21 protein-coding genes and 1 pseudogene are annotated in these 22,910 nt (G+C 41.3%); 12 read left to right on the top strand and 10 right to left on the bottom strand.

Features of this window, described 5'->3' with window-relative positions:
* Positions 1-188: pseudogene (locus I8751_RS22160) on the bottom strand (IS630 family transposase); the annotation flags it as partial.
* A 536-nt stretch (positions 189-724) separates the two neighbouring features.
* Between I8751_RS22160 and I8751_RS22165 the strand changes: the two are divergent.
* Positions 725-1,306 carry a hypothetical protein gene (locus I8751_RS22165; protein WP_214441258.1) on the top strand — a complete coding sequence of 194 codons (582 nt, stop codon included), beginning with the start codon at positions 725-727 and terminating at the stop codon, positions 1,304-1,306.
* A gap of 4 nt (positions 1,307-1,310) precedes the next feature.
* Here the strand turns inward: I8751_RS22165 and I8751_RS22170 are convergent, their stop codons facing one another.
* Positions 1,311-1,478, bottom strand: a complete 168-nt coding sequence (locus I8751_RS22170; RefSeq protein ID WP_214441259.1) for a hypothetical protein — start codon at positions 1,476-1,478, stop codon at positions 1,311-1,313.
* Between the two features lie 132 nt (positions 1,479-1,610).
* Here I8751_RS22170 and I8751_RS22175 point away from each other — a divergent pair, with 132 nt between their 5' ends.
* The 11 genes from I8751_RS22175 to I8751_RS22225 all read left to right on the top strand — a co-directional run bounded on the left by I8751_RS22175 (position 1,611) and on the right by I8751_RS22225 (position 12,116).
* Positions 1,611-2,333, top strand: a complete 723-nt coding sequence (locus I8751_RS22175; RefSeq protein ID WP_214441260.1) for a TIGR04283 family arsenosugar biosynthesis glycosyltransferase — start codon at positions 1,611-1,613, stop codon at positions 2,331-2,333.
* Between the two features lie 263 nt (positions 2,334-2,596).
* Positions 2,597-3,352 carry a TVP38/TMEM64 family protein gene (locus I8751_RS22180; RefSeq protein WP_214441261.1) on the top strand — a complete coding sequence of 252 codons (756 nt, stop codon included), beginning with the start codon at positions 2,597-2,599 and terminating at the stop codon, positions 3,350-3,352.
* 159 nt (positions 3,353-3,511) lie between these two features.
* A complete protein-coding gene (gene psb34 / locus I8751_RS22185) occupies positions 3,512-3,682 on the top strand; it encodes a photosystem II assembly protein Psb34 (protein WP_214441262.1) in 171 nt (56 codons plus the stop codon).
* A gap of 185 nt (positions 3,683-3,867) precedes the next feature.
* Positions 3,868-4,221 (top strand): hypothetical protein, encoded by a 354-nt coding sequence (locus tag I8751_RS22190; protein WP_214441263.1) that lies wholly within the window; start codon positions 3,868-3,870, stop codon positions 4,219-4,221.
* Between the two features lie 905 nt (positions 4,222-5,126).
* Positions 5,127-6,230, top strand: a complete 1,104-nt coding sequence (locus I8751_RS22195; protein ID WP_214441264.1) for a septal ring lytic transglycosylase RlpA family protein — start codon at positions 5,127-5,129, stop codon at positions 6,228-6,230.
* A gap of 213 nt (positions 6,231-6,443) precedes the next feature.
* Positions 6,444-8,048, top strand: a complete 1,605-nt coding sequence (locus I8751_RS22200) for a bifunctional pantoate--beta-alanine ligase/(d)CMP kinase (protein WP_214441265.1) — start codon at positions 6,444-6,446, stop codon at positions 8,046-8,048.
* A gap of 117 nt (positions 8,049-8,165) precedes the next feature.
* On the top strand, positions 8,166-8,438 hold the full coding sequence (locus I8751_RS22205) for a hypothetical protein (RefSeq protein ID WP_214441266.1): 273 nt from the start codon (positions 8,166-8,168) through the stop codon (positions 8,436-8,438).
* A 330-nt stretch (positions 8,439-8,768) separates the two neighbouring features.
* Positions 8,769-9,371 (top strand): superoxide dismutase [Fe], encoded by a 603-nt coding sequence (locus tag I8751_RS22210; RefSeq protein WP_214441267.1) that lies wholly within the window; start codon positions 8,769-8,771, stop codon positions 9,369-9,371.
* Positions 9,372-9,760: 389 nt separating this feature from the next.
* Positions 9,761-9,967: a hypothetical protein gene (locus I8751_RS22215; RefSeq protein ID WP_214441268.1), complete on the top strand. Its 207-nt coding sequence runs from the start codon at positions 9,761-9,763 to the stop codon at positions 9,965-9,967.
* A gap of 100 nt (positions 9,968-10,067) precedes the next feature.
* The gene (gene purM / locus I8751_RS22220; protein WP_214441269.1) at positions 10,068-11,096 is read left to right on the top strand and encodes a phosphoribosylformylglycinamidine cyclo-ligase; all 1,029 of its coding nucleotides are present in this window, start codon (positions 10,068-10,070) and stop codon (positions 11,094-11,096) included.
* Positions 11,097-11,429: 333 nt separating this feature from the next.
* On the top strand, positions 11,430-12,116 hold the full coding sequence (locus tag I8751_RS22225) for a PHP domain-containing protein (RefSeq protein WP_214441270.1): 687 nt from the start codon (positions 11,430-11,432) through the stop codon (positions 12,114-12,116).
* Positions 12,117-12,152: 36 nt separating this feature from the next.
* Here the strand turns inward: I8751_RS22225 and I8751_RS22230 are convergent, their stop codons facing one another.
* From I8751_RS22230 to pilM, 8 genes are all read right to left on the bottom strand, one after another.
* Positions 12,153-13,799: a CocE/NonD family hydrolase gene (locus I8751_RS22230; protein WP_214441271.1), complete on the bottom strand. Its 1,647-nt coding sequence runs from the start codon at positions 13,797-13,799 to the stop codon at positions 12,153-12,155.
* A gap of 93 nt (positions 13,800-13,892) precedes the next feature.
* A complete protein-coding gene (locus tag I8751_RS22235; protein ID WP_214441272.1) occupies positions 13,893-15,812 on the bottom strand; it encodes a cation:proton antiporter in 1,920 nt (639 codons plus the stop codon).
* Positions 15,813-16,392: 580 nt separating this feature from the next.
* Complete coding sequence (locus tag I8751_RS22240; protein ID WP_214441273.1) at positions 16,393-16,728, bottom strand: XisI protein; 336 nt, start codon at positions 16,726-16,728, stop codon at positions 16,393-16,395.
* Positions 16,716-17,129, bottom strand: a complete 414-nt coding sequence (locus tag I8751_RS22245) for a XisH family protein (RefSeq protein ID WP_214441274.1) — start codon at positions 17,127-17,129, stop codon at positions 16,716-16,718. The genes I8751_RS22240 and I8751_RS22245 overlap by 13 nt, the downstream gene beginning before the upstream one ends.
* 365 nt (positions 17,130-17,494) lie before the next feature.
* Positions 17,495-19,948, bottom strand: a complete 2,454-nt coding sequence (locus I8751_RS22250) for an AMIN domain-containing protein (protein ID WP_214441275.1) — start codon at positions 19,946-19,948, stop codon at positions 17,495-17,497.
* Positions 19,949-20,218: 270 nt separating this feature from the next.
* On the bottom strand, positions 20,219-20,980 hold the full coding sequence (locus I8751_RS22255; RefSeq protein WP_214441276.1) for a type II secretion system protein M: 762 nt from the start codon (positions 20,978-20,980) through the stop codon (positions 20,219-20,221).
* Positions 20,977-21,747, bottom strand: coding sequence for a PilN domain-containing protein (locus I8751_RS22260; protein ID WP_214441277.1), 771 nt, complete (start codon positions 21,745-21,747; stop codon positions 20,977-20,979). Before I8751_RS22260 ends, I8751_RS22255 begins: the two co-directional genes overlap by 4 nt.
* A 1-nt stretch (position 21,748) precedes the next feature.
* On the bottom strand, positions 21,749-22,855 hold the full coding sequence (pilM, locus tag I8751_RS22265; protein WP_214441278.1) for a type IV pilus assembly protein PilM: 1,107 nt from the start codon (positions 22,853-22,855) through the stop codon (positions 21,749-21,751).
* Between the last annotated feature and the right edge of the window lie 55 nt (positions 22,856-22,910).

Consider the following 22,910-nt stretch of genomic DNA (forward strand, 5'->3'; position numbering starts at 1 on the left):
CACCTTTGTACTGTGGCACTTCCTCTTCCCAACACTACCGCTAAATCTTGTATTGTCCTTACCTGACCTATCTTTAGTAAATACAATGCTTGAATACGTTCTTTTCCTAATGCTGTTTTCTGTTTTTTCAGCAGTTCACGTAATTCCTCTGCCGATTCTTCTATTTTTACTTTGGTGACTCCAGCCATGAACTTCTGCTCATATTTCTGACTTAACTATTTCTATCATTTTTTTAGTGAATTGGTATTAGTCTCTGCAAGCCGATTACTATTGAATCACATCATCTATGCAAAAATCTTAAAACTCTTTTTCACCCTTCTCCCTACTCCCTGCGGTCTTAATGATAAGTCTTTTACTGGACATGGGACGAAGTGTGTCAGAGCTACAATATGTTACTTTAACTTTCCTCAAGATCTCACGTAGTCATTTTTGAGAGACAATAAAGGTATCAGGAAATGAGGACTGGACAAAATACTATCTCTACTAGCAAAACTTGCCCAGCACCTCAAATGACTGTAAAAGATCTGCAAATGGAGGTGTAAAATGATTTACAACTTGACATTATCTGATCCCTCTACCTATCTGATTGTTAAAATCAGTCTGTTAATTTTGGCAATAATAGTATTGTTAGTAATCTCAGCAGCCCCAGCAATTTAGAGATTAACCAATTTTGATCTCAAATCTCCCAAATATACCAGTCTTTAAGAGACTTGGAGGTGAGATTATGCAGAATAAAAACAATCTCTGGCAACTGGGTGTAGTCTTTGCAACCTTATTAATAGGTTCGCTAATTTCTGATAGCTCAGTTCAAGGCAACCAAATTTCATCTTCTGCGATCGCAGCTTTTGGAGATACAGCCTATGCAGCCAAGATTGCAAATTTAACAAACGGCAACTATCAATTTTGTAGTCAACCTGACCCTAAAGACTGGCGAGATGGGGCTGGAGTTTGTTTCAATTTCAATAAAATCGGCAATCGTGTTGAGGGATATTATGGCTATCCTCATTCAGATAACTTTATCTGTATTCGAGGGGCAGTCAACGGCAACCATATTGCAGGTGAAGCTTTAGCGATATCTTGGGATATTAATCAGTGGAAAAATACACCAGAATCTACATTCAAGTGGGATTTTGAAGGAAACTTGACACTCAGTCAAGGAAATATTGTTAGTACTGTTAATAATGGTGAGGATGCTGTTAAATGGATTCTCTACCGCCATGCTTCACTAAATATTGATGAATTTTATCAATATAATTACCCCCGCATGACATCTCCATCTCAACTGTGTGAATGGAAGTTAAAGTAGCAAGTTAACTGGCGTGGTTCCAATCACTAAGTAACTCATGCTCTTGCTGGGGATGCTTGCATTTTCCCAGTGGTACTTTTGGAGTACCAATATTGATGCCTGGAAAAGACTGTTGTTTCTTCTTCGCGGATCTTTTTTCTTTAGTAGTTGAATCAGTCTGTATTGTTGTCATTGATAAAGTTATCCTCACAACTCAGCACTAATTTATATCATCAATTTCAAAACCGCAAATTTCTGAAGATGGATATTTATTTTTACAAGCGATCGCTTAACATAACGAGAGCTAGCAACATCATAATTTCTTATGTCTTCAGAGGTACACAGCAGATATCTCGGTGATCTTAGCACTGCTAAAATTTCTATAATTATTCCAACTCTCAATGAACAAGAAAATATTAAAGCTGCGATCGCCACTACTCAACCTAGTACAAATATAGAAGTCATCGTGGTAGATGGTGGCTCACAAGATGACACGGTAAAAATAGCTCAATCATTGGGTGTAAAAGTTATCTCATCTCTTTCTGGTCGTGCTATTCAAATGAACACAGGTGCGATCGCTGCTAGTGGTGAGATTTTGCTGTTTCTTCATGCAGATACCCGTTTGCCGATTGGGTTTGATGAGATGATTCGCACGGCCCTACAACAGCCGAAAACTGTAGGAGGTGCATTTGCTTTGCATATTAATGATCCATCTTGGGGCTTGCGATGGGTAGAACGCGGGGTTTACTGGCGATCGCATTTTCTGCAAATGCCTTATGGCGACCAAGCAATTTTTTTAACAAAACCGATATTTCAACAAATTGGTAATTTTCCAGAATTACCGATCATGGAAGACTTTGAACTTATGCAGCGACTAAGACGCATTGGAAAAATTATCATTCTTCCTGCACCAGTTATCACTTCAGCTCGCAGATGGTTGCAAAAGGGAATCGTTAAAACTACCCTGCTTAACCAAATAGTAATTATTGCTTACTTTTTAGGAGTTTCACCAAAACGACTTCGTAATTGGTATCGCCAATCCCCGTAGGGGGAATTAAAAATTAAAAATTAAAAATTAAAAATTAAAAATTCAGAACCTGACAGCGAAAAGTGGGCGCGTCACGGTTTCCGTGCGCCCAACTTTTCAAGACAGCGAAAAGTTGAGCCAATCTTGTATGCGGTTTTGCCGACTTGAAATAACTGGCGTGGGCTTGCATCCTTGTTTTTGTTCGACCAGGAAAAATTTAAGAGAATTTAAGCTGTTTCTCATTCAATTAGCATATCTTGGCAAGTAGTACTCCAGTAAATACTATGCTTACGAAGCACAAGCCCCGATTCAAAGGCAAACTCAAGCTATTACTACTAAGTCTTTTGGTTGCTACCCTGATAATTGCCGCTAGACATTCCAATGTTCAAGAAATTTTATCAACCTCAATTATTTGGGTTAATAGTCTTGGTGCTTTAGGCCCCATTGCTTACATAGTTATTTACAATTTAGCAACATTGTTGTTTATACCAGGTTCCCTATTGACGCTGAAAGGCGGTTGCCTGTTTGGTTTGTTGTGGGGTTCGGTTTATGTGTTGATTGCGGCAATTATTGGAGCAACCTTGGCTTTTCTCATCGGACGCTACCTATCGCGTGAGTGGGTTGCTCAGCAAATTGACAAACATCCTAAATTTAAAGCTATTGATTTAGCAGTTGCCAAAGGAGGATGGAAAATTGTGCTGCTAACTCGCTTGTGTCCTTTATTTCCCTTCAACTTACTAAATTATGCTTTTGGAGTTACACAAGTTTCACTCAAAGACTACATGTTAGGTTCATTTGGCATTGTTCCAGGTACTGTTATGTACACTTACATCGGTTCTCTTGCTGGTAACTTGGCCATGATCAATACCTCCAATCAGCCAACTAATCCACAAGCCGAAATCTGGCAATGGGTAATGCAAGGCGTTGGGTTGATAGCTGCCGTTGCTGTAACTATATATATGACAAAAATTGCTCGTCAAGCTTTAGCTCAAAGTGTGGCAACAGTAGACAACAATAATGATCAAGCTCAAAATCATTAAACTACGGATTGGGTAGACTGAGGCGCGATCGCTTGACTCTTTGTCCCTAAGAAGGAGCTTTTATATAAATCATCTATATTTTTTTGTCAAGCCTAGTTGACACTTTGTAACAAATTTGTTAAATTTATTTACATAAGTTAATAAACAAGGAAAAAATTTATGTATACCACCATTAACGAAGACGGCGTTCTCAACAACTACGCAACTGAACCTCAGGTTTACTATGCTGAGTACCCTGCAATTTGGGAACAACGTAAATATGTTTTACAAAGTATGTTTGCTACTTTGATTGTTACTGCTTTAGTTTTGGTTGCTTTTAGTGTGAGCTAAAATCCTTGGATTTCTGTATCCGTATGTCTGATTGTCATTTGAACTTCCTATTCGCCTCGGTTAGTTTCGCCGGGGTTTTTTTATTGGTACACATAGCAGGGAACAGGGTTAAAAGGTTTATTTTTTGATCTTTTCCCAAGATTATCAGGACTTACGCAAAATATCTCTCAAACTCTCATTCCTCAGTGTCCTCTATCTTTAAAAGTTTGTTACGGAGGGAAACCAACGCCACTTACTACAAGTCGGCGGCACTTCCTTCAAGTCGGCATAGCCGACGACACTTGCTACAACGGGGAGCCACTGCGGTCTTGGGGTTTCCCCAAGTAGAGCAAGTGGCGTGGGAACCCCCTTTCAGGTTCGGGGGTTCGCAATCGACGGGAACCGCCAAGACTGCGACCCCCTCACCACAACGCAGTGTCTTCCCAACGGAGTGCCTGGGAAACCCGCCCAAAGCAGTGGCTCCTCCTGACAACTTTTCGCTGTGCCTCTGCGGTAGCCTGCGGCAAGCCACTAGCGTGTCTACGTTATTCCGTAAATAGTGCGTAAGTCCTAACCTAAGTGGCCGCTGCTATAAATATCTCTTCAAAATATTGACTTTTACATTTAAAAATGAGTTCACAATCTGCAAGTGCTATAGCTTTAATTAAACGTCTCGGTTTATGAGTGCGATCGCTCACTTTAAAAATTCATACTTGAATTAAGTATTTCCTGTGTTATCTTAGGCACATTTTAAAAAGGCTCTACACACTTCAATGAGTATTTTTTCACTCTTATTTCTTCAAGTATAAAAAATGCTAGCTACAATAATACTTAATTTTTACCTTATTATTACTGTGATTTTTTGCTATGTGAGCTACTTAGAGAAAGTAATACTTAAGTATTTTTACATAAGTTGGTTCTGCGTAAAAACTGCAAAAAAATATTATTGTTATTAGATTGTTGAAAAATAAATTTCTCGTTAACGCTTGATATCGCTTAACTAATATCAAATATTAAGACTTGATAGATTAAAATTAATTAAGTATTCTTAGTAAGCTTTTTTCTTCATATATTTAATTATTATAATTGACATTTCAAAAAATTATATGTCGCATAAAATACAAGATTTTTTAAAAGAGTCACAGGTAATTTGAATAGTCCAAAATATTAAGTTTTTATAAGAAAGATTTTGCTAAGCGAAAAAAACGTTACATAGTCAAAATCCTCATTCGAGAAAGGTTCTGCCCCTCAAATTGGAATTTGAATTTGATGAAGTTACTAAGATCTACGCTAAAACCCTGATCCCCAAGCCCAAAGGTTCGTGTTACTGTGATGCAGTTATAAATAAAAAAGTGAAAGCGGAACGAGTTCGAGTTGTAAAGGATGTGTCACTCACAAACAAGTGGCTAAAGGAATCCCACGAACCGAATAGCTGCTGTTCTATAGTCGCTTTAAAATCGGACGCATGAATCAAAGACATTTGTGGACTATTGTCGCCCTGTTTCTGACTGTTTGGGGAATGCCCTCAGTCGGTCGCGCTCAAACTACCAAAGGAAGTGTTTCAGATTCCCAAAAATCACCAGCTAGTGATGTAGTTAAGGTAGGTGAGTTCCAATCCCCAGCAGGGAAACCAACCTCGGATGCTGTGATTACAAACATCCATTCTCACAACATTGGGGGCCGTCAGGCGGCAACCTTGTTTATCCGAAATATTCCAGTTATCACCTTTTTGAGTTCTAAGCCTGTTGCGAGTGTTAATACAAAAGTCGGTGTAGTTGGAGATACAAAGGGCGTACAACCGTACGCCCTTGTTAGTGATAACTCGGTAAAGGTGGCGAGTGTTGGCAACCTCAAGGATGCAAGAAACCAGATCAGCTCGCTTCAAGATGACCCGGTTCAAAGAGCTGGGATGATAGCAGCTAAAATCAACCAGATGATCCGGGAAAATGTGGCTGCCGATCAGATTACAGTAAGTTGGAAGGGAGAGGGCGAATCTACAGTTACTAATCAAGCCCAAAATAAAAGCTCCTTTAGCCAACAACAGCCGAGCAATCGCTATACGATCAAAATCGACAAACAAGAATTGGTGGAAATTAATGAAAATACGCGCTTAGCAGGCACCACCAAAAATCTTGCAGAAGATGCACTACAAGCAACCAATCGTTTGCGGCGACTCATAGGTAATGCATCCCCCGTTAAGGAAATTGCTGACTTACCAGCACGTGCGACAATTTCTTTACCAAACCTCCCCCAAGAAATTGCCAGCAAAGTGCGGCTCAACTTTAAGGGGATAGCTTCCTATTACGGCTATGACGGTTCTGGTAATCGTACTGCTAGCGGTCAAAGGTTCAATCCAGAAGGAATGACTGCTGCACATCGTAGCTTACCCTTTAATACAAAAGTCCGTGTTACCAACATCAAAAATGGTCGTTCTGTTGTAGTGCGAATCAATGATCGCGGCCCATACATTCGGGGTCGAATTATCGACGTATCTACTGGTGCAGCTCGGCTTTTGGGAATGATGGGCAGTGGTGTAGCACCAGTGCGTATTGAAGTCCTGGGTCGATAATTATTAGGGCACGGGGCATCGGGCATTGGCAAGAAGTCTTAACTTCTCTACTTCTTTTGCCCCCCTGATTACTAGTCCCTAGTCCCTAATCCCTATTACCTGACTTCCACTTTCCCAAACTCAATTCTTAATTCCCCTAGTTCAACCATCTCTTCCTCCTATTTCAGATATAAACTAACGGGGGAGAGGCTCAAGAAGAACTAGGGGTATTTTGTGCGTCTGCTGACAACAGTTGCAGCTTTACGCTGCTATTTAGCTAAATGTAGCTCGGAAAACAAGCTGAAGTTTCCAGAGGATCTAGCACTAGATGAGATGACTAGCTGGTATAAAACGGCAGTCGGCCTAGTACCAACGATGGGAGGCTTGCATCAAGGTCACTTAAGTTTGATTAAAAGAGCGCGGCAAGAAAATTCTACGGTGATTGTCAGTATTTTCGTCAATCCCCTGCAATTTGCTCCTAATGAAGATTACGAACGCTATCCTCGTACTTTAGAGCAAGACCAACAACTTTGTGAACATGCGGGAGTAGATGCCATTTTTGCACCTACTCCGGAAGAAATGGGGGTTCCTCCGAAGAGTATACAAGAATCTAAAGTTACACAAGTAATCCCTCCGTCTGCTATGATAACAGGCTTGTGTGGTCGTTCGCGGCTAGGTCACTTTCAGGGTGTGGCTACGATTGTGACCAAGCTTTTGAACTTAGTGCAGCCTGACCGAGCTTACTTCGGTCAAAAGGATGGTCAGCAACTAGCTATTATTAAACGGCTGGCGGCTGATTTAAATTTGCCCGTAGACATTGTTGCCTGTCCAACAGTACGGGAAGCATCAGGTCTAGCCTTGAGTTCCCGCAATCAATATTTGACTGCACAAGAAAAAGAGCAAGCAGTGGTATTATGTCGTGGCTTGCGGCAAGCTGAAGCCGCGTTTCAGGCAGGTGTTCGCGATAGTAGCCAGTTAATAGCAGTAGTACAACAAGAAGTGGCAAAGGTTATTACTTTATTTGTGGAATATATTGAATTGGTTGAGCCGACTACGTTGATGTCTTTAGAAAAAATTGAGGAGGAAGGAATGCTGGCGATCGCAGCTCGTCTTGGTTCTACACGGTTAATTGATAATACCATCTTGCGTGATCGCCAGCCCATCATCGCTATTGATGGGCCAGCTGGAGCCGGAAAATCCACAGTGGCTCGTCGAGTAGCGACAGAATTAGGTTTAGTGTATCTAGATACGGGGGCAATGTACCGTGCTGTTACCTGGCTAGTGTTAGAACAAAATATTGCCATTGACGATGAGTGTGCGATCGCAGAATTAGCTAGCCAGTGTAAAATTGAACTTACTCCCAGCCCTGATCTGCAATCTCCAGTGCGAGTTTGGATTAATGATACTGATGTTACCCAGGCAATTCGCACGATTGATGTCACATCTCAAGTATCGGCGATCGCTGCCCAAAGTGCTGTGCGTCAAGCATTAGTTAAACAACAACAAAGCTGGGGAAAAAAAGGTGGTTTAGTAGCTGAAGGAAGGGACATTGGTACTCATGTGTTCCCAGATGCTGAAGTGAAAATCTTTTTAACTGCTTCTGTTGGAGAACGCGCACGTCGCCGCCAGCAAGACTTTAAAAAACAAGGTCAACCTGAAGTAAATTTAGAGCAGCTAGAACGAGATATTGCTGAACGTGATTGGAAAGATAGCACTCGGAAAGTTTCTCCTTTACAAAAAGCAACAGATGCAATCGAAGTTCAAACCGACGGTTTGAGCGTGTCTGAAATTGCAGCGCAAATTATTAATAGTTACCAGCAGCAGTTGGCTCAACGGTAGTTTTTGGTTAAATGTAATGGTGAGTAGTCATCAACTCACCATTATAAAAATAGTTATTAAAAAGCAACATTATTAGTGTCACAAGCCTTCAGCCAATTGAAACAGGCAGAAATATGGATGCGAGACGCGTATGAACACGAAGTTAAATTTATTGGTCAAAGTGTTATGGTTTTTCAGTTGCGAGGACACCCCTGGACTGTAATCTATAGATTTTGCAAGCCACCCTATGATTCAGACTTGCCTTATCCAGTCGGTGCAACGGCAGAAGATGCTTATATTCCCGCCCTATTTGTTCTTGAATGTCCTAACCTTGATGAAAAAATTATTTTGCGGTTAGAAAATTTAAATCGTAGCGATCTTGAACGAATGGATTACGTCGCATACAGATAACACTTAAGCAATAAACCTGAAAAAGACTCTACCCAAAAGGGGATGGACTATTAAACCAGATCAACAACTGACCACTGACCACTGACAACTGACAACTGACCCGCGTAGCGTAAATAAAAGTCATATCCCTACAGGTTGAACTTGTAACCAATGCTTTGGGATGATTTACAAGAGTATTTTGCCTTATATCCTCATTTTGGTAGTAGAATGACCTCGTTAAGTTTTATATCCTGGAATTTGGATATCAAACTAGCATGTACAAAACCTGTAATTTCCTAAGTTTTTGCAACAGCTTTAAACTGGAAAACAGTAAACAGAGGATTTCACAAAATGGCATTTTCACAGCCCCCCCTACCTTTTGACTTCAATGCTCTAGAGCCGTATGGCATGAAAGGTGAGACTTTTGAGTATCATTATGGTAAGCATCACAAAGCTTATGTAGATAACCTAAATAAGCTCACTGACGGTACAGAACTGGCTGATAAATCTCTGGAAGAGGTAATCCAAATTTCCTTTAAAGACTCCTCCAAGACAGGAATCTTTAATAACGCTGCTCAAGTTTGGAACCACACCTTCTTCTGGAATTCTTTGAAGCCTGCTGGTGGTGGCGCACCTACCGGTGAACTCGCAACCAAGATTGATCAAGACTTTGGTAGCTTCGACAAATTTAAAGAAGAGTTCTCTAACGCTGCTGCAACTCAGTTTGGTAGTGGATGGGCTTGGCTGATCGATGATGGTGGTAAGCTACAAGTGATCAAGACACCGAATGCAGAAAACCCTCTAGCTCATGGCAAAAAAGCACTCCTAACCTTGGATGTTTGGGAACACGCTTACTACATCGACTACAGAAATGCTCGTCCAGCGTTTATCAAAAATTACTTAGAACAGTTAGTAAATTGGGAATTCGCTGCTGAAAATTACGCTAAAGCCTAGTCATCTGTCAGTTTTGTACTGGCTGCAATAGTAGCTTTTGCTGGATATATAGAGCAGAAACAATCAATTGATTTATCAAGATTGCGAGCAGTCACGATGATTATCGTGGCTGCTTTTAATTTATTTACGCTACGCGGGTCAGTTGTCAGTTGTCAGTTGTTTTTGATCTGGTACCATACCTTCGTAGGTGGTTCTAAAATGACTTTTTAGCCACCAAGGCTCCAAGACACCAAGAAAAATACATTACACCTTGACAGAGATATCCCTAACCTCTAGCCCCTTTCTTCTTAAAATATAGTACTTTCAATCGAGAAACGCTGTAAGTGTCGCAGCAGCGAACTGTCTCGTGTATCTTAAAAGGTAGTGAAATTAAAATCAAAATAGAATATATGGATAGCAAAGAACTGGCACTATACATGGAAGCAACGAATAGCATTGCTAAACCTTGGCTATTAGTGCAACTACGCCTCAAAAAATTACAAGAACGTCGAGAGATGATTTCAGCAGACACTTATGCTAATGAGTTAGCAGACATACACCAAGATTTGATGAATTTGGGTGAATGGTGGCGCGGTATTGAAGATGAAGTATTTTAATCAGTTTAAGAATCTAGAGTCAAAAACTCACTGACTATAGACTTTTGACTCTAGATTCACCTACTGTGAACTATGGACTAATGACTATTGACTAATTTTTATGGATTATCGGGATGCTGGGGTTGATGTTGAGGCTGGTCGAGCCTTTGTAGATCAAATTCGTAATTTGGTTCACAGCACCTTTAGACCGGAAGTAATTGGTGGACTAGGTGGTTTTGGGGGGTGCTTTCAATTACCGGGAGGTTTTAAAGAACCAGTATTGGTTTCCGGGACAGATGGCGTGGGTACAAAGTTGAAAATCGCTCAAATTCTTCACCGCCACGATAGCGTTGGTATTGATTTAGTCGCAATGTGCGTCAACGATGTACTGACATCAGGTGCAGAACCACTGTTTTTTTTAGATTATCTAGCAACTAGTAAGTTAGAGAAAGAGCAATTAACTCAAGTGGTGGCAGGTATAGCCTCTGGATGTAGGTTAGCAGGTTGTGCCTTATTGGGAGGAGAAACGGCAGAAATGCCTGGTTTTTACCAAGTGGGTGAGTATGACTTGGCTGGGTTTTGTGTGGGAATTGTAGAAAAAAGCCAAATGTTGGATGGCTCCCAAGTAGAAGTAGGAGATATAGCGATCGCTCTTGCTAGCACTGGTGTACATAGCAATGGCTTCAGTTTAGTCCGAAAAATAGTTAATGATGGCGGGTTTTCTTGGAGTGAAAGCCCAGAATTATTAGGTGGTGAAACGATAGGAGAAACTTTCCTTCAACCCACACGCATTTATGTCAAACCAGTTTTAGCAGCGCGTCAAGCCGGGTTAGAAATTCATGGGATGGCTCACATTACAGGTGGAGGATTACCAGAAAATCTGCCTAGATGTTTGGGAAAAAATCAAGCGATTAAAATTAACCCCAATAGTTGGACTATTCCACCTGTATTTCAGTGGCTAGCTGAAGCCGGATCAGTCAGTCCCCAAGCAATGTATAACACTTTCAATATGGGGATTGGATTTGTGCTGCTTGTGCCACCCCATCAAGCAGAACAGACCATTACTTTTTTTCAATCACAGAATATTCCTTCTATGGCGATTGGTGAAGTGATTAGTGGTTCTGGTGAATTAGTTGGATTAATAACATAGAAATAATATTTACATAGTAGCCAAATTTTGATTTGAGCTTAGTGAAGCTTTATGCTTCACTAAATCTGATTTTTGCTAATTATTTGGCAAATCTTTTTCATGGATATAGAGATATTTTTTAGCAATATTTTTTACTTATACTTATAAAAGCGATTCAAAATCCTCATGGCCATAATCATTGAGATTTGCTAACGTAGTCTTAACATATTGAAAAATTTCACGGGTGAAGCTAATACAATAGCCTCCCACACTAATTTACAGTGTCGGAATTTTCTTATCTAGAGGCATGGTGTGTTGGTGTAAAGAATCACACATTTTTATTTACAGAGGATTATGGTTGTAAATTTTACTCGAACATCTGCTCCCACCGAACTACTAAAGCAAGTATTTCAAAGGATTGATGCCCAAAGTTGTCCCACAATATTTAATTTTCACATGCATACTGTCCACTCAGATGGTAGGTTGCAGCCAAGTACATTGATGGAACAAGCGATCGCGATCGGTCTGCAAGGATTAGCCATCACCGACCACCACTGTATTGACGGATATAAAGCAGCGCAAATTTATCTAGAAGATTGGAAGTGGAACAATCCTGGTGCTAACACTCCGCACCTATGGAGTGGGACAGAAATTAATGCCAACCTCTTGGATAATGAAGTTCACATCTTGGCTTACGCTTTTGAACCAGAACACTCTAGTATTAAACCTTATTTGCAAAAAAAGGCTACAACAGGACACCTATATCAAGCAAGTAATGTAATTGCTGCCATTCATGATGCTGGAGGATTAGCAGTATTAGCTCATCCAGCTCGCTATAAGCGATCGCATTTCGATTTAATTCCAGCTGCGGCTGAAAAGGGAATTGACGGTGTTGAAACTTTCTACGCTTACAATAACCCTAATCCCTGGAGACCAACAGCCTTAGAATCACAACAGGTACAAAAGCTGGCCGGTGAATATGGTATTTTTAATACCTGTGGTACTGATACCCACGGTTTGAACTTACTTCAGCGGTTGTAAAGTTACAGTTGTTTTTTCTGAATTCTCCTGGTTCAATCAGCCAGGGGCTGGTTTTGATGGTATAACTGGCAATAAAATCTGTGAGGGAAAGCTTCCTCCACAATTCACAGTCAAGGTGATGATTTGAGCGTTTAGTAAACTCTCACTATTAATTACTCCACCATTACCAGAATTCATTGCGTATGCTGGAAAACAAGCTGCACTCAAACTCAGACGTAAAGCATTACCTTGAAAAATTCGCGCACAAGTCGCTTGCAATTGTATTTTTGTGGTGATGTGATTAATTCCATCTCGACAATGTATATAACCTTGGGTAAAGCTATACACGCGTCCATCAGGATAGACTTGCGACAGCACTGCACACAAATCATAACTTGGCTGATCAGCGGTGCAATGGATTTCCGCTGACACATCCCCTGCCAAATACAAGTCTTTTACTAACGGCTCACTAGTGTAAGTTAAAACATCAGAACGGCAATCGAGATGCGATCGCTCAAATATACCCGCAGGTATGGCTGCATGACCACCCAAAGCTGGAACTGGTCGCCAAGGGTCATGAACGAATACATCGAAGGTATTGGTGACTGGAGGCTGAGAATTGGGGATAAGAGTTCCGGAGTCTTCGCGGATACTAGCAAGTCCGATAGTTGACAAAAAATAAGATTTTTGGTTAGCTTTAGGTAAATTAGGGAAAGTGCGCCAAATATTACTTCCCATCTCAAATAGGCAAACAGGCTGTTCTTGAAGTAAACCTGTATCTATACCTTTAAGAAACTGGTCAAACCAGCGGATTTGCATTTTATCTACAGGACTCATTGCCTTAATACCAAAGTCAACTTCGCCAACTTTGCGACCCCAAGGCAAATGCGCCCAAGGCCCAACTAATAGATGTTGGGGTGTAGTACTACGATCTGCCATATCTTGATATAAATGCAGAGTTCCCCGCAGGTAAGTATCAAACCAACCCCCGATGTGGAACATTGGCAAGTCAACAATTTGTAAGTGAGATTTGGGCGAAAGTTTTTCCCAATATGCATTAGGTTGAGAATGTTCTACCCACTCGTGATAGAACGAAAGAGGGGCAAGTTGCTGAAAAATTTCGGGATTAGTTACAGGCAAATTACGAGCAGCAGCAAATAATGATTGATAAGTTGTTTTTTTACCTCGCAAGCGGGCAGTTTCTGTAGCTAATTGAATCGCCCAAGCAAGGTTAGTTTGTAAACAAAATGCGCCGCCTTCATAAGCCCAATCTGTATACAAATCATAGCCAATCATAGCAGGACAAATTGTTTTAAGAGCACTAGGTTTAGCTGCTGCGGCATATAGCTGAGTCATTCCCTGATAGGAAAAACCATACATACCAACTTTGCCATTACTACCAGCTAGATTTGCTGCCCAATTGACTGCATCTTCGCCATCGGTAATTTCATGAGCAAATAACTTAAATTCCCCTTCAGAAGTACCTCGTCCACGCACATCTTGAATTACTACGATGTAGCCGTGGGCAGCATACCAACTAGGATGAGCATAGACAACAGTAGAAGCGATCGCTCTACCATAAGGTTGTCGCATTAATAAAACAGGAAACTCACCCTGTGCATCGGGGCGATAGATATCTGCATCCAAGCGTACACCATCGCGGGTGTGCATAGAGGCTGTTTGTTTGGGGAGGAGTTTCAGCATGGATATGATAATCTGGTGCTTACCCTGATGGAATTGCCAAAGTTTATTTTCTGCTAGGCGAACGCTTGAGTTTTAAGACAGCGCAAACAAGGCTTAACTACCAGGAGCATCGCTGGTAAAAAGTTCAGATAATTTGTCTAGCGGTACTTCTTCAACCTCCGGTAACTTTTCTAGAGCTAAACGAGTAGATTGGTTACTACCAGATAGACGCTTTAACAGATTAGGCCTGGGGTCATGCAACAAATAGATAATGCGATCGCCTGCTTCCCACTCTTGGTTGGCTGGTATCACTTGGAGGCGTTCTTTTCGTTCCACCAGCAACGGTATCAACTCCCCACTCCGAATCTTTTCCTGAATACGACCTTGTTGTTGAGAAAGTTCTGGCTCACTCAGTGTAGTTGTCCCTAACTTCACTCGCCCATCATTTAAATATTCATTCCAGGTCTTAATTGTCAAATCTGTTGCAAAAGCTTGGTGAACCTTATTATTAGAACTCGGAGTCGCTTGCGGATCGCGAGGAAAAACTGCTAAAACACGCGGCGGACTAAACTCCTCAGCAGCTCGTTGAGCCAAGACAAAATTCACCTCACCATTATTGGTCATAGCCAAAAAAGTTCCGATAGAATCTAGTCCCGCCTCTTCCAAAACCGTAACATCTAGCGCACTGCTAGCAATCACCCGGAGATTTTGAGCTTCTGCTTTTTCACAACGTTCCGGGTCAGTATCAATCATCACAACTGTTTCTTCCCGTTCTTGAAAAAAGCGGGCAATTAACAGACTCAAGGGATTACAACCAACAATTACCGCCCCAGTTGCTTCTTTAGAAGTGATGCGTAGCAAGTTAGCCACCCAGCCAGCAGTTAGCCCTTGACAGACAACTGTCATAATAATTGTGAGAAAGACTAAAGCCTTAATCGCATCACCACCGTTGATACCGCGCTGAGTCAGCAAAATTGCGAACAAAGAAGCAACCGAAGCCGAAACAATTCCCCTCGGAGCAACCCAGCTTAAAAATAATTTTTGTCGCCAGTTGAGGTCACTATTCCAAGTACATAAGAGGATGTTAACCGGGCGAACGACGAACATCAATACTAAAACGGTAAATAAACTACCCCAACCCAAAGCAAACACACTAGCGATCGATAAATCCGCTGCTAGCAAAATAAATAGTACAGAAACACTGAGAATTGTTAGTTGACCTTTGAAGCTACGTAACAAACGTTCTTCTGGTACCGAAGAATTGGCAAACACTGCTCCTGCAACTACTGTTGTCATCACACCCGATTCACTGCGGATAGTCTGCGCCAAAGAAAACAAACCCCACAGTATTGCCAAAACCACCAAGTTTTTTAGTTCAAATGACAAAAAATTGGCACGTTTAAAAATCAAACTCATCAAATAGCCGCCTACAACGCCAATTGCCCCACCAATACCCAGGCGCATAGCTAGACCAATGATGGCATTGATAGGGTCAGCATCACCATTCACAATCGTGTCAAGAACAACAAATGCCAGGATAGCTCCTACAGGATCAATTAAAACCCCTTCGCCTTCCAAAAGAGTTGCCACTTGCCGATCTACATTGATTTGTTTGAGTAGCGGATTAACAACAGTTGGCCCTGTCACTACAACTATAGAAGCGTAAAGAAAAGCTATATTCCAAGGAAATTCGCCCAGCCAATGAGCCGCCATACTACCACCGAGCAGCGTAATTAGCGTTCCCAGAGTCACAAGCAATTGCAAACTAAGTGAAACTTTGCCCAACTCTCGCAAATCTAAATTGAGTCCGCCCTCAAATAAAATTATTGCCGTCGCTAAAGCAACAATCACTTCCAGCCCCATACCTAGCAAATTGGGGTGCAACAACCCAATACCATCAGAGCCAAGCAAAATGCCTAATAACAACAACAAGACAATGCTGGGTACACGAAAGTACGCCGCTAGTACCTGGGCGCTAATACCTGCAAAAACAGCGATCACCATCTGTAGGGTGATTTCAAAAGATGCTTCCATGTTGTAGATTTTGAGCGATATATTTCAAAATCTTTTGTAAAGAACAGTAAATATTACCTTTAAAGGGTACAGTATCAAACCCTTTTTCTTTGCTAAATTCAAACTTTTTTTTATACTTAGTTTGTTATATAACTTTATTTTCGCTGGTTTAGCAAAAAACGGTCAGCTAATCGTCAATTATTTTTCTTGGATAATTTACTAGAGAATTTACTAGAGTAAGCGGCTCCATCTCTGTTTATCGTTCCAAGTTCTCATCTAATATTACTTCTGTACGAAGATGTGTGTAACTAACTACGTAGTGCTTTAGACTTTTAAAAGTATTAGGCGATATAATTCGCTACTACAAAAGCAAAGTTTCTAACCCGCGCAGGCGGCCTTCCCTTCGGGTTCGCTCTTAGCGTTCTCGTAGAGTAGCCGCTACGCGTCCTGTCTGTGTAGCCAAGCCACTGCGTTGGACGGGTTCCCCGACTTGAAGCAAGTGGCGCGCGACTTCTAGTCGCCAGGACAAGTAATAAACTTTACCTTTATCAACATAGTTTGGTTTTTCCAGCTGTTCTACTTATTATCGGCTTTTCCGCCTTTAGCTTACAGCAAATCCTGATAATTGACGCATTTTTGGAGTATGAAAACCGATTACAATGTCTTGTTTATCTATACCCATTTCCATCAGTTCTAAAGCAATATCAACTTCTGTTGTATTTTGCTGAATCCAAATTTTATTATTCTTAATATCTATGTGCATTATTGGTCCATAAATCCGCTTTTGATTATTCCATCCAATGCTAATAATTTGATAATGGTCATGTTCTGTATCAAAAATTTGTTCGACTTCTACATCTCCATAACTAGGCTTGTACTGGAGATATTTAGTTAAAAGTTGCCTAACTTTTTTCCGATACTCATTTAATTTATCCATTGTTCTATTGCCTCAGTTTCCACATCGTATATAATTAGCTTTAATTTGTTTTCAGTGACTACAGTTTGAATAAAAGACAAATTAAAAAAGTCGTTATAAGTTACCAATGGTACAGCTAAATATAAAGTTCTATTTGGCTCTTCAGCACGCAATGCTGTCCGATAATTAATAAATTGTCCTAATGCCATGTGAAATTCAGAAATTTTTGAAGCACTCACAAAATTTTTGATTTCAACTGCGATCTTTTTTCCTGTTTTTTCCGCAGCTAGAAGTCGCTCTGCACCTAAATCAATCTGAATATCAACCCCACCACACCTAATATTGAGTGGATCATCTGTAACAGCCCAACCCTCTTTTTCTAGTGCAGACCTCACAATGTTGTGGAATACATCACGAGCCATAATTTCACAGCAAAGCTACACTAACTTTAATACTACTCACATCTAGAGTGGTGTAATTCGTCAATAAAATATTTAAGCATAGATTTCAACTTTTTACTGACTATCAACTCCAACAAGTATACGAAGAAAGGGGCTAGAGGCTAGGGACTAGAGGCGAAAGTAATGTACCTCATCCAGATGAAATATGCTGTAAATCTAGACTTTGCTTACATTTTTCCTCTAACTGCAACATAGTACAGCGCTCCAACAGCAGCTATTCTTATTATGAGAATAGCTGCTCCAACACAAAACAGGTGCGTTAGGACTTTAGTACTAACGCACCCTACCGAATGAAAACTAAAGTACTCACTCGCCAGCCTAACTGTTTATCGTTTAGGTGTGTTTAACCCACGACGCTCAAGGATTTGCCGCACCTCTGGACTGGGGGTGTAGTTATAACCATAAGCAGAGTTCTCAGAGTCATCCATAATTTGAGGTGTGAGTAACACAATTACCTCATTGCGCTGATTAGATTTGTTTGTCCTTCTAAACAGCGAACCAATGAGTGGCAAATCACCCAAGATGGGAATCTTGGATACACTTGTGCGGTCTGAGTCTTGAATGATACCTGACAGAATGAGAGTCTGACCATCTCGCAGGCGAATCAAGCCAGAAGTAAGGGAACGTGTAGAAACCAAAAAGATTCGTTGGCTATTACCACCCAAATTAATGTCTGCTGGAGCTTGAGGAGATGAAACAGTTGGGGCTACAGAGAGAGAGACAAAACCATTATCATCAATTCGTTCAACTTTCACAGCTAGAGTTAAACCTACAGTTTCTTTATCAGCTGTAACTGTTTCTGAGGATGTGCCATCACCACGAGTTATTTCTCTTTTAATGTTGCCTACTACTTCTTGGGTCAGTTTAACATCAGCTGTCTGACCTTCTTGCACAATTAAAGTCGGGTCAGTCAAAATCTTGGCATTGCCATTTGTGACTTGAGCCTGTAGACTAGCTAGAAAACGTTTTGGGAATTGGAATAAAGTTGGCAAAGATGCGGTAGCTGTACCAAGAGTGCCTTGCGTGATGGTAGATGTACCATCAGCGTTTCTAGTAATAATATTATCGGTTGCTGGAGTAATATCGGTGAAACCAGGTTGTAGGGGATTCCCATTGCCAGTAGGTGCAATAGGTTGATAAAAAGAGCCACTTCCTGGGTTTGCGACTCTAGTGATGTTGCCATTTTGGTCTACGACTACTGTGCCTGGGGTAGTTCCTGGAATAGATACGGAACCATTAGGGTCAAAGAAAGGCGCTCCTGTAACAGGATTCCTGACGATTGGTGTACTAGTCACACTATTTGCCGCTTCAGCACTAGTCGCAGGTCTGGAACCACCAAAATTAAAAGATGCCGCACCGCCATCATTAGTAAAGAAATTGTTACCAACTCCAAAGGAAAAGCTGGTGTTTTGATCCTTGGTGTTCAACAGATTAACATCAATAATCTTAACGTTAACTACTACTTGACGACGACGGAGATCAAGCGGAACAATTTGAGCGATTGCTATATCAACTAACCTCGGTGGGCCAATCAAGGTAAGAGTACTGGTTCTCACGTCTCCTGATACTTGTAATCCTCGAAGTATGGGAGTTGAGTCAGTAAAAGTAATTCTTTGAGCTGCCAGGTTACTATCTTCAGCCACATTTCTTTTTGATCCTTCTTCTGTACCTATTACATCTGTAGTAACCCTAGTTGTTTTAGGTTCCGCGTTGACAGCACTTTCAGCTCCTAAGTTAACCAAAACCCTCAGAATTTCTTGTACTGTTGCTTGGTTAAGTCTCAAGTTACGTACTACTACATCACGAGTAGAATTAGGCAGTCTAGGCCCAACAAAAACCGTGCGACCACTGCGGTTAGCTTCTAAACCACTCAGTCGCAAAACGTAGTTAAACACATCTTGTACTGGTTCGTTTTCTATATCTAAAGATATTGTTTGATATATTAGCCTTTCGGTAGCACCAGTATTAATTTGAGAGCCAGAAGTTTGCTTGCTATCTTCTCCTCCTCCTGCATAAGCCAAGTTCATACCAGCAGCCCGTGCTAGCAATGACAAAACTTCGCGCACTGGTGCATCTCGCAAGACTAAACGAGGAACGCGTTCTTGGGTTCCTAAGTCAACATTACTAGGAGATGCATCAGTATTGGATATAGCAATATCTCCCACTGGTGGGGCGACGGCTCTAGGTAAAAATGGTGGAGCCTGACTTACAGGTTGACCTGGGCCAGCTGGCTGAGCAGGTCTGCCGTCAATTGTGACTTCTGGGTTAGGAACGAGAACATCTGGCTTTTGACCTGGTAGGACTGGGATAGAAGCAGGTGGCGCTGCCGATGTTGAAGGTGCTGGAGGTGTTGGTACTGAGGCTGTAGTACCTGTAGATGGGGTAAAGCTGAGGGTAAGACCGTTTTGCTTTCGCACTACAGGTTGAGTGTTGGGTGCATTTTTACTACCAGTTACCGTTACCCGAATGCTATTAGCATCAAGCTGACCAACTTCAACTGAGGCAATTCCGGGAGATGGATTATCTTTGCGGAAATTATTACCTTGCGGCAAACGCAGTTGAGTATTAATAATATCTGTAACTAAAGTATTGCCTCTTTTTGTGGTGAAAACTTGCGGGCGTGACCCTGTAGAAGTTTTTAAAACTACGCTAATTCCACCATCAACTGGACTTAGCTGTACATCATTAATTTGAGTTATCTGTGCCGAAACTGGTTGAGCTGCCAAATATACAAAAACGGCAGTGCCCAATATTAAACTATTACCGTGAAGCTGTTTCACAGTTCATTCCTCACCTTATAAAAATAACCAACAATTTTTGAGTAGTTCGCTATGAATGCTGTTTTGAAGGTTTGTAGTGAGTTAGCGCGGTGAAGCAGTGCATTGGGCGGCTTTGCCGACTTGAAGCAACTGCTGAACCCGTAGGGTCTTGGGGTTTCCCCCATGAGCGACTAACGAAGCCGAAGGTTAAGTACTTCAGTACTTAGAAAAGAAGGACTAAAGTCCTTACTACGAACTTACTCATTCATCAATATTCAGCACTTTTAACTTTTACTTCTTAGGTGCTGCTTTAGCAGCAGCAATTTCTTCTGGATTAAGTGGCATCAATGCCTGTACTTGAAAGGCGGTGGTAATTGGTGCAGGGCCTATTCTACGTACTACTTTGCCTAATTGGTTAGTAGCAGCTGCTGGAGCCAATGTCGATTGATAGTCTTTAATGATTAACAAAGGCTGTAAACGCTCTATATTACGAATAACTGACTGTGTTTGTTCATAAGTTCCGATAATTTCAAGATTAATGCTGATGCGTTTGAGTTGACCGTTGACTAATGGGCCGAGAGAACCATCAGTAATTACTTCTGCTTGCTGTGAAGCTGGTAGAAACTTTTGTAGTTTGGCTGCGACTGCATTACCAGGAATTTGAGTATTACCAGATTCAACCAAACAATTCAGATCTAGCAGCAAAGTATCTAAAGTTTTTTCATTAGCAAATAAACCTAAAACCTGGATTTTTTGTTGCTTTGCTTGGTCTAAATCTTCTTTGACTTTGGCTGCTTGTTTGATAGTATTTTTCTTTTGTTCAAGTTGCCCTTGGAGTTCGCTGCTTTTTGCTTGTTGTTGTTGATAGTTATCCCAAGCTGGCATCACCATATTAAAAAGTATGTAAAATGCCCCAGCAATTCCTACAACTCCTACCAAAAGCCCAATAATTTTGGGAGTGAAGGTAAGACCAAAAAGAACGGGATAGCCTGATGAAACTGAATCGAATTCCCCGGCTTGTTCGGCAAAATTTAAATCATCACTCAGTGTCATTTTGGAATGACTCCTATTTGTTGCATACTGCGAATACGAGTCACTAGACCCACTGTGCCTTTTTTTTCTAGCTCCCGCATGAGTTCAGAAGCTGGAACATCACTTAGGCTAGATTGAATAGTATATTTAACTATTTGGGGTGGTTTAATCGGTACAGCATTAGTAGATCTGGCGGTAGTTGGTGGTAATGGTGCATCTACTAAGTTGGCTGAGATAATTTTGCTTTCTGAAGACTTTAAGAACTGAGACTGTTGCAGAATCAACAAAAAATCGTTGACATCATTATAAGAACGAGCCAATCCGTTAATTTCTAATCCCCCAGCGGGATTGGGTGATGGTTTACCTTCTGCTGCGGCAGTAGGTGGAAGTTGCCTGATGTTATCAATTTGTACTGTCGCTGGTATGCGATCGCGTAAATCTTGTAACATGGCTGACCAAGGACGAATCTGGTCAAATACGGTGACTAAACTTTGTGTTGACGCTTTAACTTGATTGGTCTCTTCCCGGATTTTGTTAATGTTTCCTATTTCTGTGTCTAATTGCTTGTTTTGCTGATCTAGTTGTGCTATTGTCTGCTCTAATTCGCCATTTTTAGATTGTAAAAACCACCAACCAGTTAACATAAAAAGTGGTAGACACACACCTAAAGTTGCTCCCACATAAATTGGTGTTAAATCCCCGACTGGAAGTTTGATTCCTTCCCGTTTTTGAGGATTATTCTGATAAATTGGACGGTCTTTAAGAAAGTTAATATCTAGACTGTACATGTTACACCTCCCTCATGCCTAGACCAAGTACGATCGCTAAGCCAGAGCGTCCTAACATGGGGTACTTTTCTTGATCAAATTCCAACGACAAAGACCCAATAGGATCTATTTGGATAGTTGGTAAGCTCAATCGTTGAGTGAAAAACTCATCTAGTTGTTGTAGTCCACCTCCTGGCCCAGCTAATAAAATCTGTGCTACTTCCAAATTTTCACTTTGATTCAAGTAAAAATCGATGGAACGGCGCAGTTCATCTGTTAGTTCTCCTAACACTCTCAACACAGCAGCCATACCAGGATCAATTTCAGTAACCCCAGTTTTACCTCCATCTATGGGAGTCGAGGGAATTGTCATTCCCTGTAACAGTTCCATATCACGTGATGTAGGTAAGCTCATGGCTCTGGCCAAGGCTGTTTGCATTTGATATGTACCAATAGGTACAGTGCGGGAAAATTGCGGTACTCCATTAATCACGATCGCAATTTCTGTACTGTCGAATTCGATATCAACTAGCACTACTGCTTCTTGTGGCCCAAATTGCCGCAGTTGATCACGAATTGTCCGAATCAGCGCAAAACTACTAATCTCTAAAACATCGATTTGCAATCCTGCCTGCTCAAACGTACTAATATATGTATCTGTCACTTCCTTGCGGGTGGCAACTAGTAGTACCTGTACCTTTTCGATGCCATCTTCATCTACAAAATACCCAAGTTTCTGATAATCTACATCAGCTTCTTCACGAGGATAGGGTAAATACAAACCTGCTTCGTGGTTTAACACCATCTCTCGCAGTTCTTTGTCATCTAACTCGGCTGGTACAGGAATTAGACGTACAATCGAATCTCGTCCTGGTACACCAGTCGCCACACGAGAGGCTTTGATTTTACTCTCAGCCAAACCTTGTTGGATTAATTGCGCCATTGCTGGGGGGTCGGTAATTTGACCATCAGTAACAACGCCTTCTGGAACTGGTACCGATGTCAAAGATTCTAATTTCAAGCCTTGGCGATGCTTGCGTAGCTGAACTATATTCACCCGTTCTGGTGCAAGTTCAATACCCACCCCTTTATTAGATTTGCCAAATAGATTATTGAAGCTTTTCACCACAGTTGTGCCCGCTGGACTGCTAAATTGAAAATCTAAACGACACTAAAGAATAGTC

The sequence above is a fragment of the Atlanticothrix silvestris CENA357 genome, from assembly GCF_016056295.1.
In the GTDB taxonomy this organism is placed as follows: Bacteria; Cyanobacteriota; Cyanobacteriia; order Cyanobacteriales; family Nostocaceae; genus Atlanticothrix; species Atlanticothrix silvestris.

Bases quoted from the DNA above. Each gene is read 5' to 3' on its own strand.
- I8751_RS22210 (WP_214441267.1), top strand. From the start codon at position 8,769: ATGGCATTTTCACAGCCCCCCCTACCTTTTGACTTCAATGCTCTAGAG.
- I8751_RS22255 (WP_214441276.1), bottom strand. From the start codon at position 20,980: ATGACACTGAGTGATGATTTAAATTTTGCCGAACAAGCCGGGGAATTC.
- purM (WP_214441269.1), top strand. From the start codon at position 10,068: ATGGATTATCGGGATGCTGGGGTTGATGTTGAGGCTGGTCGAGCCTTT.
- I8751_RS22235 (WP_214441272.1), bottom strand. From the start codon at position 15,812: ATGGAAGCATCTTTTGAAATCACCCTACAGATGGTGATCGCTGTTTTT.
- I8751_RS22240 (WP_214441273.1), bottom strand. From the start codon at position 16,728: ATGGATAAATTAAATGAGTATCGGAAAAAAGTTAGGCAACTTTTAACT.
- I8751_RS22260 (WP_214441277.1), bottom strand. From the start codon at position 21,747: ATGTACAGTCTAGATATTAACTTTCTTAAAGACCGTCCAATTTATCAG.
- I8751_RS22170 (WP_214441259.1), bottom strand. From the start codon at position 1,478: ATGACAACAATACAGACTGATTCAACTACTAAAGAAAAAAGATCCGCG.
- I8751_RS22195 (WP_214441264.1), top strand. From the start codon at position 5,127: ATGAATCAAAGACATTTGTGGACTATTGTCGCCCTGTTTCTGACTGTT.
- I8751_RS22215 (WP_214441268.1), top strand. From the start codon at position 9,761: ATGGATAGCAAAGAACTGGCACTATACATGGAAGCAACGAATAGCATT.
- I8751_RS22165 (WP_214441258.1), top strand. From the start codon at position 725: ATGCAGAATAAAAACAATCTCTGGCAACTGGGTGTAGTCTTTGCAACC.
- I8751_RS22175 (WP_214441260.1), top strand. From the start codon at position 1,611: ATGTCTTCAGAGGTACACAGCAGATATCTCGGTGATCTTAGCACTGCT.
- I8751_RS22225 (WP_214441270.1), top strand. From the start codon at position 11,430: ATGGTTGTAAATTTTACTCGAACATCTGCTCCCACCGAACTACTAAAG.
- I8751_RS22180 (WP_214441261.1), top strand. From the start codon at position 2,597: ATGCTTACGAAGCACAAGCCCCGATTCAAAGGCAAACTCAAGCTATTA.
- I8751_RS22230 (WP_214441271.1), bottom strand. From the start codon at position 13,799: ATGCTGAAACTCCTCCCCAAACAAACAGCCTCTATGCACACCCGCGAT.
- I8751_RS22245 (WP_214441274.1), bottom strand. From the start codon at position 17,129: ATGGCTCGTGATGTATTCCACAACATTGTGAGGTCTGCACTAGAAAAA.
- I8751_RS22205 (WP_214441266.1), top strand. From the start codon at position 8,166: ATGCGAGACGCGTATGAACACGAAGTTAAATTTATTGGTCAAAGTGTT.
- psb34 (WP_214441262.1), top strand. From the start codon at position 3,512: ATGTATACCACCATTAACGAAGACGGCGTTCTCAACAACTACGCAACT.